The sequence below is a fragment of the Kitasatospora saccharophila genome, from assembly GCF_039529925.1.
Lineage (GTDB): Bacteria > Actinomycetota > Actinomycetes > Streptomycetales > Streptomycetaceae > Kitasatospora > Kitasatospora saccharophila.
In genome coordinates this window covers 107999-120691 of the sequence record NZ_BAAANS010000005.1, presented here as the reverse complement: position 1 = coordinate 120691, position 12693 = coordinate 107999, and the positions used below count along the sequence as shown (strand labels likewise).

The window sequence follows — 12693 nt, the reverse complement described above, 5'->3', positions numbered from 1 at the left end:
TAGGTAAGGCTAACCTAATCAAGGGGAGGGGTGGAGGTCCAGTACCGGGGCGTGCTCAGTCGCCGATCCGCCCGTCCGGGGCGCCCAGCATCCGCAGCACCAACTGCCCGTAGCGCCGCCCCAGCTCCTCCGGGGACTCGCTGCTGCGCTCGGTGTACCAGCGCGAGACGTCGATCCCGAGCGAGGTCACGGCGCGGGCCGCGGTCCGCTGGTCCGGGACGCGGAACAGACCCGCCGCCGCCCCGTCCGCGATGATCCGCAGCACCGTCTCCTCGATCCGGATCCGCAGCTCGGCGACGGCCGCGAAGTCCTCCTCGGGCAGCGCGTGCAGCTCGTTGTTGACGATCCGGCCGACGGTGTGGCCGCGGGCGTGCCAGACGGTGAACGACTCGGCCAGGGCGCGCATCCGCTCCACCGGGTCCGCCCCGGCGGCCTCGGCCCGCTCCACCAGCTCCAGGGTGGCCCGGTGGCCGGTGCGGGAGATCTCGGCGAGCAGCGCCGCCTTCGAGGGGTAGTGGATGTACAGCGCGGCGGGGCTCATCCCGGCGGCCGTGGCGATGTCCCGGGTGGTGGTGGCGTGGTAGCCGCGGCGGGCGAAGGAGTCCACGGCGGCCAGCAGCAGCCGCCGGGCGGTCTCGGTGCGCTCCCCGCCCCCGGGCCAGAGCGCGGCGGTCGCTGGGTCGGTCATGGGCCCAATCCTCCCAGACGGCTCCGGCCCGACCCGGCGGGTCGGGCTGTTGACAGTGTGGCCCGCCGCAAAGATGCTAAGCAAGCGCTTAGTCACGTCCGTTCGGAGAGGTGCGAGGTACGAGATGACAGTGTCGTTCGAGGGCAAGGTGGCCGTGGTCACCGGCGCGAGCCGGGGCATCGGGTTCGGCATTGCCCGGGAGCTGGTCCGGCGCGGGGCGAAGGTCTGCCTCACCGCCCGCACCGAGGAGACCCTGACCGAGGCCGCGAAGGCGCTCGGCGGCCCCGGGAGCGCGATCGCCGTCGCCGGGAAGTCCGACGACGCCGCGCACCAGGAGGAGACCGTCGCCCGGGTGATGGAGACCTACGGCCGCCTCGACCTGCTGGTCAACAACACCGGCATCAACCCGGTCTACGGCCCGGTGCTGGACACCGACCCGGCCGCCGCCGCCAAGATCCTCGCCGTCAACGTGCTCGCCCCGCTCGCCTGGACCCGCCGGGCCCACGCCGCCTGGATGGCCGAGCACGGCGGCGCCGTCGTCAACGTCGCCTCCATCGCGGGCCTCCGCTCCTCCAGCGGCATCGGCATGTACGGCGTCTCCAAGGCAGCCCTGATCCGCCTCACCATGGAACTCGCCGCCGAACTCGGCCCCGCCGTCCGGGTCAACGCGGTGGCCCCCGCCGTGGTCAAGACCAAGTTCGCCGAGGCGCTCTACGAGGGCCGCGAGGAGAAGGTCGCCCGCGCCTACCCCCTCGGCCGCCTCGGCCTCCCCGAGGACGTCGCCGGAGCCGTCGCCTTCCTGCTCTCCGAGGACGCCGCCTGGATCACCGGCCAGACCCTGGTGGTGGACGGCGGCGTCACCCTCGGCGGCGGGCTGTGAGCGGAACCCGCCCCGACTCCGCCGGGACGGACCCCGCCGGGGCCGACTTCGCCGGGACCGGTGCCGTCGTCACCGGCGCCGGGCGCGGCATCGGGGCCGCCCTCGCCCGGGCCCTGGCCGCCGCCGGCGCCCGGGTGGTGGTCAACGACCTCGACGCCGACGCGGCCCGCGCCGTCGCCGCCGAGATCGGCGGGCACGCCGTCCCCGGCGACGCCGCGGGTGAGGACGGGGTCGCCGCCCTGATCGGCGCCGCCCGCGACCGCCTCGGCGCGATCGACCTCTACTGCGCCAACGCGGGCGCCGCCACCACCGGCGGCCCCGACGCCGCGCCCGACGCCTGGGAGCTGGCCTGGCAGGTCAACGTGCTCGCCCACGTCCGGGCCACCCGCCTGCTGCTGCCCGACTGGCTGGAGCGCGGCACCGGCCGCTACCTGGCCACCGTCTCCGCCGCCGGGCTGCTCACCATGCTCGGCTCCGCCCCGTACTCCGTCACCAAGCACGGCGCCCTCGCGTACGCCGAGTGGCTCTCCGCCACCTACCGGCACCGCGGCCTGAAGGTGCACGCCCTGTGCCCGCAGGGCGTGCGCACCCGGATGCTCGACGGCACCGGCACCCACGGGCAGGTCCTGCTCGCCCCCACGGCGATCGAGCCCGCCGAGGCCGCCGCCGAGGCGCTGCGCGGGATGGCCGCCGACGAGTTCCTGATCCTCCCGCACCCCGAGACCGCCGGGCAGTACGCGGCCCGCGCCACCATCCCCGACCGCTGGCTGCGCGGCATGAACCGCCTCCAGCAGGAGATCGAGGCCCGATGAGAGCCTGGCGGATCACCCGCACCGGCCCGCCCCTGGACGTGATGGAACTCGTCGCGGACGCCGACCTCCCCGTCCCCGGACCGGGCCAACTCCTGGTCCGGGTGAGGGCCGCGGCCGTCAACTTCCCCGACGCGCTGATGGCCGCCGGGCAGTACCAGGTCCGCCCGCCGCTGCCGTTCACCCCCGGCGTGGAACTCTGCGGCGAGGTCGTCGAGGGGCCGCGGGCCGGTCAACGCCTGATCGGCACCGCGGAGTTGCCCGCCGGTGCGTTCGCCGAGCACGCCCTGATGAACGCCGCGACCGCCCTGCCCGCCCCCGGCCACCTGGACGACGCCGAAGCCGCCGGCTTCCACATCGCCTACCAGACGGCCTGGTTCGCCCTGCACCGGCGCGCCCGCCTCGCCCCCGGCGAGACCCTCCTGGTGCACGCCGCGGCCGGAGGCGTCGGCAGCGCCGCCGTCCAACTCGGCAAGGCCGCCGGGGCGTTCGTCATCGCCGTGGTCGGCGGACCGGAGAAGGCCGCCGTCGCGGCCGAGCTGGGTGCGGACCTGGTCGTCGACCGCCGCGCCGGGGACTTCGTCACCGCCGTCAGGGAGGCCACCGGCGGCCGCGGCGCCGACGTGGTCTTCGACCCGGTCGGCGGCCCCGCCTTCACCGGCTCCACCAAGTGCGTCGCCTTCGAGGGCCGGATCGTCCTGGTCGGCTTCGCCTCCGGCGAGATCCCCGCCCCGCCGCTCGGCCACGCCCTGGTGAAGAACTACTCCCTGCTCGGCCTGCACTGGGGTCTCTACGTCACCCGGGACCCCGCCGCCGTCCGCGCCTGCCACGCGGCCCTCACCGCCCTCGCCCCCCGCCCCCTGGTCTCCGCCCGCCTCCCCCTGGAGTCGGCCGCCACCGCCGTCCACGACCTCGCGGCCGGCACCACCACCGGCCGCCTCGCGATCGTCCCCTGACTGCCCGGCCCGGGGGCGGGTGCCGGACCCGCCCCCGCCCCCGCCGCCGTCAGCGGTGCTTGCGCAGCTCGCGGCGGGCGAGCGAGCGCTTGTGGACCTCGTCCGGGCCGTCGGCCAGCCGCAGGGTGCGGTTGCCGGCCCAGAGTTGGGCGAGGGGGGTGTCCTGGCTGACGCCGGCCGCGCCGTGGGCCTGGACGGCCTTGTCGAGGATCCACTCGACGGTGGACGGGACGGCGATCTTGATGGCCTGGATCTCGGTGTGGGCGCCGCGGTTGCCGACGGTGTCCATCAGCCAGGCGGTCTTCAGCACCAGCAGGCGGGCCTGCTCGATCCGGACGCGGGCCTCGGCGATCCAGTCCTGGACCACGCCCTGGTCGGCGAGCGGACGGCCGAACGCCACCCGGGAGTTGACCCGGCGGCAGGTCAGTTCGAGGGCGCGTTCGGCGATGCCGAGGGCGCGCATGCAGTGGTGGATCCGGCCGGGGCCGAGCCGGGCCTGGGCGATGGCGAAGCCGCCGCCCTCCTCGCCGATCAGGTTGGCGGCGGGCACCCGGACGTCCTCGAAGAGGATCTCGGCGTGGCCGCCGTGGTCGTCGTCGGGGTAGCCGAACACCCGCATGCCGCGCAGCACCCGCACGCCCGGGGTGTCGCGCGGGACGAGGACCATCGACTGCTGACGGTGGGTCTCGGCGGCGGGGTCGGTCTTGCCCATCACGATGAGGACCCTGCAGTCCGGGTTCATCGCCCCGGTGATGTACCACTTGCGGCCGTTGACGACGTACTCGTCGCCGTCGCGCTCGATCCGGGTGGCGATGTTGGTGGCGTCGGAGGAGGCCACGTCCGGCTCGGTCATCGCGAAGGCGGAGCGGATCTCGCCGTCGAGCAGCGGCCGCAGCCAGCGCTCGCGCTGGGCGGGGGTGCCGAACTGGGCGAGCAGTTCCATGTTCCCGGTGTCGGGGGCCGCGCAGTTGAGCGCGGGCGGCGCCAACAGGATGGAACGGCCGGTGAGTTCGGCCAGCGGCGCGTACTGCAGGTTGGTCAGCCCGGCGCCCGACTCGCCCGGGAAGAAAAGGTTCCACAGGCCGCGGGCCTTCGCGGCGGCCCGCAACTCGCCCACCACCGGCGGGATCGACCACGGCTCGCGGGCCGGGTCGGCGAGTTGGGCGGCCAGCACCGGTTCGGCGGGGTAGACGAACTCGTCCATGAAGGAGGTCAGTTGGCCGAGCAGCTCGGTCGTCCGGGCGTCGTGGGAGAAGTCCATCGATCAGCCCTCCAGTACGTCGAGGCCGAACTCGACGAAGAGCGGCACCAGTTCGCCGACCCGGTCGAAGCCCGCGCCGACGGTGGCGCCCCGGGTGTAGCGGTAGTGGATGCCCTCCAGGACGACCGCCAGCTTGAAGGAGGCGAAGGCCACGTACCAGCCGAGGCCGGCGACGTCCCGGCCGGAGGCGTCCGCGTAGTGGCGGACCAGTTCGGCGGTGGTCGGGAAGCCGGGGGCGAGGGCCGCGCCGGGGAGCAACCCGTCGAAGCGGCGGGCGAGTTCGGTGTACATCACCAGGAGGCCGAGGTCGGTGAGCGGATCGCCGACGGTGGACATCTCCCAGTCCAGGACGGCCGCGATCCGGTCCTCGGCGTCGACCAGGACGTTGTCCAGCCGGTAGTCGCCGTGCACCAGCGCGGCGGCGGGGGAGGGCGGCAGGGTCTCGGCGAGGCGGCGGTGCAGGTCGTCCGCGCCCGGCACCTCGCGGCTCCGGGAGGCGTCCAACTGCTTTCCCCAGCGGCGCAGTTGGCGCTCCAGGAAGCCCTCGGGGCGGCCGAAGCCGGCCAGGCCGACCGCGTCCGGGTCGAGTGCGTGCAGGGCGACCAGGGTGTCCACCAGGCGCAGCCCGAGGGCGTGCACCCGCTGCTCGCCGAGCGCGGCCAGCGCCTTCGCGTCCCGGTGGGCGGTGCCGGGGACGTACTCCATCAGGTAGAACGGCGCGCCGATCACCCCGGTGTCCTCGACCAGCAGCACCGGCCGGGGGACTGGCACGGCGGTGCCGGTCAGGGCGCCCAGCACCCGGTGCTCGCGGGCCATGTCGTGGGCGGTGGCCAGCACGTGCCCGAGCGGCGGGCGGCGCAGCACCCAGCGGGAGGCGCCGTCCTCGACCAGGTAGGTCAGGTTGGACCGGCCGCCCTCGAACAGCCGGGCGGTGAGCGGCCCCGCGACGGGCGCGGGCAGGGCGGCGTCCAGGTGGGCGCGCAGCCTCTCCAGGTCGAGTCCGGGCGGAGCGGCGGTGGTCATCGGGGCACCTCGCAGAGGGTCGGGACGTGCTGACTAAGCGCTTGCTTAGGATCGGCCCGGCGGCGGCGCTTGTCAACGAACGGCGGCGGACCGGCAGCGCGGACGGCAGCGGATCGGAGGCGCGAACGCCGGCGGACCGGAGGCGCGACCGGACGCACCGTCTTCCCCGCGACGTCCCGGCCGAGCTGCCCGCCCCACGGCGACGGGTCGGCGGCCGGCCCTGCCGTACGAGTTGCACCGGCACGTGCGCCCGCCCCGCCCACAACCGGCGGGGCCCGGCCCGGTGACCCCTCAGAACCCCGGCGCCGCGTACCCGTTCAGGAACCACAGCGCCGCCGACCACCACAGCACCCCCACCGCGCAGAACAGCGCCCCGCCCGCCACCGGCAGCACCCAGCCGCGCAGCCCGCCGTGCCGCACCAGCAGCACCTTCGCCGCGAACGCCCCGTACAGGAAGCACCCCGCCGCCGAGTGCAGCCCCACCCGGACGTCGGTGAACCGCACCCCGTACGCCAGCAGGCAGTGCTGGGCGATCGGCAGCGACAGCGCGAACGCCAGCCAGCCGCCCACCCGGTGCCCCACCCGCACCGGACGGGCCGCCGGGCCGCGCCGGTACATCCCCAGCGCCAGCACCACCTGCACCAGCGCCAGCCCGAACAGCGCCGAACCGAGCCAGGACTTCAGCCGCAGCGCGTCCTCGCCGGACGCGCCGAACAGGCTCCGCCCCGGATCCGGCACGTGCGCCCGCCCGAACCACAGCAGGCCCAGCGAGACCGCCGCCGGCGCCAGCACCGCCAGCAGCGGGACGACCGGCGACCCACCGGGACGCGGTCCGGCCACCTCAGCCCTCCTGCGAACCGTCGGTGCCGGCCGGGGCCCCGTCCGCGGGCGCCTGGGCGGGCGCCTCGTCCGCCGGTGCCTGGGCCGGTGCCTGGGCCGGGGGCACCTGCACCGGAACCTCGACGGGGGCCTCGGCGGCCGGCTCGGGCGCCTGGACGGCGGGCGCGGGCGTCGGATCCTGCACGGTGGCCCGGGCGCCGGGGTCCGCGGGGGCTGCCGGATCCGCCGGAGTCGCCGGGTCCTGGGCGGGGGCCGATGCCGCCACCGACGCACCCGCCGACGCACCGGCCGAGGCCCCCGCCGACGCGCCCCCGCCCGGCACCGCGCCGCCCGCCCCGCGCAGCGTCGCGATGTCGACGCCCACCGGGTCGCCCAGCGAGGTCACCGCGTAGAAGGTGCCGCGCGGGTCCGCCACCGTGTGCCCGGCCGCCTCGCCCGGCGCGCGGTCGCCCGTGTACCGGTACAGCGGGTGGCCCTTGTACAGCACCTGCGCCGTCCCGTCCGGCAGCGCCGCCGCGCCCAGCAGCCCGTCGTCCACGCCCGGCCCGGCCAGCGGGAACCCCGGGGTGGTCACCGGCGGCCAGGACTTCGCGCACTCGTCCAGGCAGCCGGCGTGCACCGAGTTGTCGGCGCCGTACAGGTACAGGGTGCGGCCCTGCGCGTCCACCAGGACCGGGCCCAGGCTGCCCACGCTCGCCAGCGCCACCCGGGTGCCGGTCGAGGACGCGAACGTGGACACCGACGGGCCGGAACTCGCGGACGGCGCCGCCACCGACGGGGAGTCCGTCGCGGGCGGGGCGTTCAGGTCGGTGGGCGCCGCGCAGGCCGCGGCGGACAGGACGGACAGCGACAGCACCGCGGCGGCGGCACGACGGGTACGGGGCATCGGGGCTCCAGGGGACGGCGCGGCACTGGAACACCATCCACTCCCGCCGCCCGCCGCCCGGCCACTCCAGAGCCGGGTCGCTCCGCACCAGGGGGGACCCGGTTGCCCCGGAAGGCCCACCCGGCGCCGGCGGGCGGACACCGGAGGGGCACCGCCCGCCCGAGGGGGCACGCCCGTGACCACCGAGCCCGCCGGCGCCCGGTCCGCGATCCGGGTCGAGGGCCACGGCAAGCGCTTCAAGCACCTCACCGCCCTGGACGGCGTCGACTTCGCCGTCCCGCCCGGCACCGTGTTCGGCCTGCTCGGCCCCGACGGCGCCGGGAAGACCACCACCGTCCGGATCCTCACCACCGTCATCCGGCCGGCGCGGTCGACACCGCGATCGGCCCGGCCGGCGACCTGCGGACCGGGCTGATGGAGCGCTTCCGCTCGCTGCCGACGGCCCGTTCCGCGGTGCTCTCCGGGCGCACCACCGCCGACCCGGCCCGGAACGTGTTCGTGGTCGCGCTGATGACCGGCGTCGGCTTCCTGGTCGGCTTCCGGATCCACGACGGCGTCCCGGCGTTCCTGGCCGGCGGGCTGCCGGTGCCGGCCTTCGGGTTCGCGATGTCCTGGGTGTTCGCCGTGGTCGGCCTCGCCGTCGGCGACCCGGAGACCGCGACCGCCGCCGCGTTCCCCGTCCTCGCCCCGCTGGTCTTCGCGTCCTCCGCGTTCGTCCCCACCGCGACCATGCCCGGCTGGCTCCAGGTCTTCGCCGACCACCAGCCCGTCACCATCACGGCCGGGGCCGTCCGCACCCCGATGATCGGCGGCCCGCTCGGCACCCAGGTCCGGCAGGCCCCCGCCTGGGACGTCGGCATCGTCGCGGTCTTCGCCCCGCTCGGCGTCCGGCTCCACCGCCGCGCGGTCCGACCGCTCAGTCGTGGGCCCAGACCGTGCGGTCGCCGCCGCGCCAGGCCACCAGGTCCGGGTCGTCCAGGTCGGGTTCGGCGACGCCCGCGTGCCGGAGCAACTCCACCACGTCCTCGGGCCCGGTCGCCCGCCCGACCGTCCGTCCGTAGATCTCCACCCGCCGGTACGGCCGCGCCCCGCGGGTCGGCGGGCGGACCACGACCGGCGGGTGGAATATGTCTCCGGACTCGCTCATGACTCCAGTGTCCCGCGCCGGGCCCGGGACGGCCCGTCGATGTCGCTCCGCGCAGCCGGCCGGACACGTATCGTGGTCGTCCGTGCCCGCCACCCGACCCGCCCTCGCCCCCGGCGGCCTGCCGCTGCTCGGCCACCTGCCCGCGCTGCTCTCCCGGCCGCTCGCCTTCCTCGACACGCTGCCCGCGCACGGCGACCCGGTCCGGATCCGGGTCGGGCCGCGCGAGATGTACGTGGTCAGCGGCCCCGAGACGGTCCGGCGGGTGCTCACCGACCGGACGGGCTACGACCGCACCGGGCCGCTGTACGCGAAGATCCGGGCCTTCCTCGGGAACGGCCTGGCCTCCTGCCCGCACGCCGACCACCCGCGGCTGCGCCGGATCGTCCAGCCCGCCTTCCGGCCCGCGCTGCTGCCGCACTACGCGGAGGCGATGACGGAAGGGACCACCGCGCTGCTCGCGCAGTGGCGGGAGGGGCGGGTCGTCGACGTCACCCGGGAGGCGTTCCGGCTCACCACCGCCGTCGCCGTGCGCACCCTGTTCTCCGCCGGGCTGCGGCCGCGGGCCGCCGAGGAACTGCGCGCGGCGCTGGACGTCCTGCTGCGCGGCATCTACCTGCGGGTCGTGCTGCCCGCCGCCGACCTGCTGCCCACCCCGGGACGGCGCCGCTACCGGCGCGCGCTGGCCGACTGGCACGCCGGGGTGGCCGCGATCATCGCCGACTACCGGGCCCGCGGGATCGACCGGGGCGACCTGCTGTCGCTGCTGCTGGCGGCCCGCGACGAGGACGGCCGGCCGCTGGCCGAGCGCGAACTCGCCGACCAGGTCGCCACCCTGGTGCTGGCCGGGGCCGAGACCACCTCCGCGGCGCTGGCCTGGTCGCTCCGGCTGGTCGCCGAGCACCCGGAGGCCGAACGGAAGCTGCACGCCGAGGTGGACGCCGTACTGGCCGGGCGGCCCGCCCGCTGGGAGGACCTGCCGCACCTGCCGTACACCGCCCGGGTGATCGACGAGGCGCTGCGGCTCTACCCGCCCGCCTGGGCGGTCAGCCGCACCACCACCCGCCCGACCGAACTCGCCGGGGCCCGACTGCCCGCCGGGGCGCTGGTGGTCTGCTGCCTGTACCTGCTGCAGCGCCGCCCCGAACTCTTCCCCCGGCCGGGTGCGTTCGACCCGGACCGGTTCGCGGACGGCGGCCCGCCCCGGGGCGGCTACCTGCCGTTCGGGTTCGGCGCGACCAAGTGCCCGGGCGACCGCTTCGGGCTGGCCGAGGCGGTGCTCGCGCTGGCCACCGTCGCCGGCCGCTGGCGGCTGCGCCCGGCCGCCCCGGGCCCGGTGCGGCCGGTGCCGCGGATCGTGCTGTCGCCCGGGCCGCAGCCGATGCTGCCGCAGTCGCGGCTCGGCGGGCCGGTGGGGTGACGGCGGCGGCCGGAGCGCGGGCGGGGCGGTGGCGAGCAGGTGGTGGCGGCGGGTTCAGCGGGCCAGCAGGTTGACCGCGGCGCCGAAGAGCGGGGGCAGCGCGGCCGCCAGCGGGACGATGCGCGGGCCCAGCCGGGGGTGGTGGCGGGCGGCCAGCAGGGCGGCGGTGAGCAGGCGGTAGCGGCGGGTGGCGCGCCGCCAGGCCCGCTCGTAGCCGGCGGGGCGGCCGGCGGCCAGGCAGCGGACGGCGGCCTCGGCGGAGGCCAGCGCCAGCGCGACGCCCTCGCCGGTGAGGGCGTCCAGGTAGCCCGCCGCGTCGCCGACCAGCAGCACCCGGCCGTGCACCCGGGCCCCGGCCCGCTGCCGCAGCGGGCCCGCGCCGCGCACCGGGCCGGCCGGTGCGTCGCCCAGCCGCTCCAACAGGGCTGGGAAAGCCGCGAGTTGGCGGTCGTACGGGAGCCGCTCGGTGCCCAGCACGGCGACCCCGACCGTCCCGTCCGCGACCGGCGTCACGTACGCCTCCGCGTGCCGCGACCAGTGCACCTCGACCAGGTCGCTCCACGGGCGCACCGAGAAGTGCCGCCGCTGCCCGTACCGGGCTGGGTGCCGGTCGGGGCCGGGCCGGTGCAGGCCCAGGGCGCGCCGGACGGGGGAGTGCAGGCCGTCCGCCGCGATCAGGTGGCGGGCGGTCGACCCGCCGACGGTGACGGCGTGCCGGGTCAGCTGCAGCCCGTCGGCGCGGGCGGCCAGGCGGTGCACGCCGAGTTGCTCGGCCCGGTCGGCGAGCGCCGCGTGCAGGGCGGTGCGGCGCACGCCCAGGCCGTGGCCGGTGCGGAACCGGGCCTCGGCGGTGCGGGCGCCGTCGGCGGACAGGTAGCGGATGCCCGCGAACGGGCGGCCCTCGACGTCGACGCCCAGCCGCTCCAACGCCCGTACCGCGCCCGGCATCAGGCCCTCGCCGCAGGCCTTGTCGATCGGCGTGGTGCGCGGCTCCAGCACGGTCACGGACAGGCCGGCCCGGGCGGCGTGGATCGCGGCGGCCAGCCCGGCCGGCCCGCCGCCGACCACCAGCAGGTCGGTCACGCGGTGCTCCGGCGGCGGGCCGGGCGCGTCGGGGGCGAACGCGTCGGGGTCGGTCACGTCGGGGTCGGGCGGCGGGTCGGTCACGTCGCGGTCCGGCAGCGGGTCAGTGCGGCGTCCTCGCAGCGCAGCCGGGTCGCCAGCAGCCAGGCGTTCAGCGCGGTGAAGCAGAGCGCCGTCAGCCAGGCGCTGTGCACCAGCGGCAGTGCGAAGCCCTCCACCACCACCGCCAGGTAGTTGGGGTGCCGCAGCCACCGGTACGGACCGCCGCTCACCAGCGGCAGGCCCGGCACCACGATCACCCGGGTGTTCCAGCGCGGCCCCAGCGTCCGGATGCACCACCAGCGCAGGCCCTGCGCGCCCAGTGCCAGCGCCAGCATCGGCCAGCCCAGCGCCGGGACGAACGGCCGTTCCGCGTACCGGACTTCGAGCAGGCAGCCGAGCAGCAGCGCGGTGTGCAGCGCCACCATCGCCGGGTAGTGCCCGCGCCCGTACTCGACCCCGCCCCGGGCCAGGCTCCAGGCGGCGTTGCGGCGGGCCACCAGCAGCTCGGCCAGCCGCTCCACGGCGACCAGCGCGATCAGGGCGGTGTAGGCGGTCTCACTGTTCATCGGCAACTACCAGCGCAGGAGGACGAGTTCGGAGGCGAAGCCGGGCCCGAGGGCCAGCACCAGCCCGTACGAGCCGGGCGGCGGCGCGGGATCGGCCGCCAGCACGTCCCGCAGGATGTGCAGCACGGAGGCCGAGGAGAGGTTGCCGCAGCGCGCCAGCGAGGACCGGCTCGGGGCCAAGGCGGCCGCGGGCAGGGCGAGTTCCTCCTGCAGCGCGTCCAACACCCGTGGCCCGCCCGGGTGGCAGATCCAGGCCGTCACGTCGCCCGGCTTCAGGTCGTGCGCGGCCAGGAAGGAGGACACCTCCTCGCCGACGAACAGCCTTACCAGTTCCGGGAGTTCGGCACCCAGCAGGATCCGGAAACCGGTGTCGCCGACCTCCCAGCCGAGCAGCCGCTCGGTGCCCGGGTACAGCCGGCTGCGGGTCGCCACCACCTCCGGGCCCGGCAGGTCGACCGCGTCGCCGACCGCGACCAGCGCGCCCGCCCCGTCCCCGAACAGGGCGGTGGCCAGCAGGTTCGCCGCCGAGGCGTCGGTGCGCTGGAGCGTCAACGAGCACAACTCGGTGGCCAGCAGCAGCGCCACCCCGTCCGGACGGCCGGTCAGCAGGTCGTCCAGCGCCGCGATGCCCGCCGCGCCGCCCGCGCAGCCCAGCCCGAACAGCGGCAGCCGCCGGACGTCCGCGCGCAGGCCCAACCGGGGCGCCAACCGGGCCTCCAGGGAGGGCGCGGCGACGCCGGTGACGGTGGTGGAGACGACGAAGTCGACCCGCTCGGGCGCGACCCGGCCCCGCTGCAGGACCCCGGCGGCGGCCCGCTCGGCGAGTTCGACCGCGGCCGCCAGCCAGGCGTCGTTGGCCCGGCCGAAACCGTCCAGCTCCGGGTACCGCTCCAGCGGGAACGCCAGGTGCCGGAACTCCACGCCCGCACCCGCCGCGAACCGCTCCGCGAGGGCCCGCACGTGCCCGTCCCCGTCCCCGTTCCCGCCCGGGCGCAGCGCCGCCACCGCTTCGGCCAACTCCCGCTGCCCGTAGCGGTGGGCCGGGAGCACTCCGTGCACAGCCGCGATCCGCGTCACCGGCCCAGAATAGGGAAC

At 76.7% G+C, this 12693-nt stretch carries 13 protein-coding genes and 2 pseudogenes; 6 read left to right on the top strand and 9 right to left on the bottom strand.

Annotated features, from left to right (window positions below; genetic code table 11):
- Positions 1-55: 55 nt before the first annotated feature.
- Positions 56-688 carry a TetR/AcrR family transcriptional regulator gene (locus ABD345_RS05825; protein WP_344550680.1) on the bottom strand — a complete coding sequence of 211 codons (633 nt, stop codon included), beginning with the start codon at positions 686-688 and terminating at the stop codon, positions 56-58.
- 124 nt (positions 689-812) lie between these two features.
- On the opposite strand from ABD345_RS05825, the gene ABD345_RS05820 reads away from it, so the two are divergent.
- The 3 genes from ABD345_RS05820 to ABD345_RS05810 are packed head-to-tail and all read left to right on the top strand — an operon-like array spanning position 813 to position 3333.
- A complete protein-coding gene (locus ABD345_RS05820; protein ID WP_344550679.1) occupies positions 813-1568 on the top strand; it encodes an SDR family oxidoreductase in 756 nt (251 codons plus the stop codon).
- The gene (locus tag ABD345_RS05815; protein ID WP_344550678.1) at positions 1565-2380 is read left to right on the top strand and encodes an SDR family oxidoreductase; all 816 of its coding nucleotides are present in this window, start codon (positions 1565-1567) and stop codon (positions 2378-2380) included. Before ABD345_RS05820 ends, ABD345_RS05815 begins: the two co-directional genes overlap by 4 nt.
- Positions 2377-3333 carry an NADPH:quinone oxidoreductase family protein gene (locus tag ABD345_RS05810; RefSeq protein WP_344550677.1) on the top strand — a complete coding sequence of 319 codons (957 nt, stop codon included), beginning with the start codon at positions 2377-2379 and terminating at the stop codon, positions 3331-3333. Before ABD345_RS05815 ends, ABD345_RS05810 begins: the two co-directional genes overlap by 4 nt.
- Positions 3334-3382: 49 nt before the next feature.
- On the opposite strand, the gene ABD345_RS05805 is transcribed toward ABD345_RS05810, so the two are convergent.
- The 4 genes from ABD345_RS05805 to ABD345_RS05790 all read right to left on the bottom strand — a co-directional run bounded on the left by ABD345_RS05805 (position 3383) and on the right by ABD345_RS05790 (position 7343).
- Positions 3383-4594: an acyl-CoA dehydrogenase family protein gene (locus ABD345_RS05805; RefSeq protein ID WP_344550676.1), complete on the bottom strand. Its 1212-nt coding sequence runs from the start codon at positions 4592-4594 to the stop codon at positions 3383-3385.
- 3 nt (positions 4595-4597) lie between these two features.
- Positions 4598-5617, bottom strand: coding sequence for a phosphotransferase family protein (locus ABD345_RS05800; RefSeq protein WP_344550675.1), 1020 nt, complete (start codon positions 5615-5617; stop codon positions 4598-4600).
- 291 nt (positions 5618-5908) lie between these two features.
- Entirely contained in the window at positions 5909-6457 is a 549-nt protein-coding gene (locus ABD345_RS05795; protein WP_344550673.1) for a DUF6529 family protein, read from the bottom strand.
- Between the two features lies 1 nt (position 6458).
- Positions 6459-7343 carry a COG4315 family predicted lipoprotein gene (locus ABD345_RS05790; protein WP_344550672.1) on the bottom strand — a complete coding sequence of 295 codons (885 nt, stop codon included), beginning with the start codon at positions 7341-7343 and terminating at the stop codon, positions 6459-6461.
- 175 nt (positions 7344-7518) lie between these two features.
- Here ABD345_RS05790 and ABD345_RS05785 point away from each other — a divergent pair.
- Positions 7519-7707: pseudogene (locus ABD345_RS05785) on the top strand (ATP-binding cassette domain-containing protein); the annotation flags it as partial.
- A 50-nt stretch (positions 7708-7757) separates the two neighbouring features.
- A pseudogene (locus tag ABD345_RS05780) lies at positions 7758-8081 on the top strand (ABC transporter permease); the annotation flags it as partial.
- A gap of 178 nt (positions 8082-8259) precedes the next feature.
- On the opposite strand, the gene ABD345_RS05775 reads toward ABD345_RS05780, so the two are convergent.
- Positions 8260-8490, bottom strand: coding sequence for a hypothetical protein (locus ABD345_RS05775; protein WP_344550671.1), 231 nt, complete (start codon positions 8488-8490; stop codon positions 8260-8262).
- Positions 8491-8572: 82 nt separating this feature from the next.
- Between ABD345_RS05775 and ABD345_RS05770 the strand changes: the two genes are divergently transcribed.
- A complete protein-coding gene (locus ABD345_RS05770) occupies positions 8573-9907 on the top strand; it encodes a cytochrome P450 (protein WP_344550669.1) in 1335 nt (444 codons plus the stop codon).
- A 54-nt stretch (positions 9908-9961) separates the two neighbouring features.
- Here the strand turns inward: ABD345_RS05770 and ABD345_RS05765 are convergent, their stop codons facing one another.
- The 3 genes from ABD345_RS05765 to ABD345_RS05755 form a co-directional block, all read right to left on the bottom strand.
- Positions 9962-10990, bottom strand: coding sequence for an NAD(P)/FAD-dependent oxidoreductase (locus ABD345_RS05765; RefSeq protein WP_344550756.1), 1029 nt, complete (start codon positions 10988-10990; stop codon positions 9962-9964).
- Between the two features lie 80 nt (positions 10991-11070).
- Positions 11071-11598, bottom strand: a complete 528-nt coding sequence (locus ABD345_RS05760) for an isoprenylcysteine carboxyl methyltransferase family protein (RefSeq protein WP_344550667.1) — start codon at positions 11596-11598, stop codon at positions 11071-11073.
- A gap of 6 nt (positions 11599-11604) precedes the next feature.
- Positions 11605-12675, bottom strand: coding sequence for a type III polyketide synthase (locus ABD345_RS05755; RefSeq protein WP_344550666.1), 1071 nt, complete (start codon positions 12673-12675; stop codon positions 11605-11607).
- Positions 12676-12693 lie beyond the last annotated feature (18 nt).

Bases quoted from the DNA above. Each gene is read 5' to 3' on its own strand.
- ABD345_RS05825 (WP_344550680.1), bottom strand. From the start codon at position 688: ATGACCGACCCAGCGACCGCCGCGCTCTGGCCCGGGGGCGGGGAGCGC.
- ABD345_RS05820 (WP_344550679.1), top strand. From the start codon at position 813: ATGACAGTGTCGTTCGAGGGCAAGGTGGCCGTGGTCACCGGCGCGAGC.
- ABD345_RS05810 (WP_344550677.1), top strand. From the start codon at position 2,377: ATGAGAGCCTGGCGGATCACCCGCACCGGCCCGCCCCTGGACGTGATG.
- ABD345_RS05805 (WP_344550676.1), bottom strand. From the start codon at position 4,594: ATGGACTTCTCCCACGACGCCCGGACGACCGAGCTGCTCGGCCAACTG.
- ABD345_RS05800 (WP_344550675.1), bottom strand. From the start codon at position 5,617: ATGACCACCGCCGCTCCGCCCGGACTCGACCTGGAGAGGCTGCGCGCC.
- ABD345_RS05790 (WP_344550672.1), bottom strand. From the start codon at position 7,343: ATGCCCCGTACCCGTCGTGCCGCCGCCGCGGTGCTGTCGCTGTCCGTC.
- ABD345_RS05775 (WP_344550671.1), bottom strand. From the start codon at position 8,490: ATGAGCGAGTCCGGAGACATATTCCACCCGCCGGTCGTGGTCCGCCCG.
- ABD345_RS05760 (WP_344550667.1), bottom strand. From the start codon at position 11,598: ATGAACAGTGAGACCGCCTACACCGCCCTGATCGCGCTGGTCGCCGTG.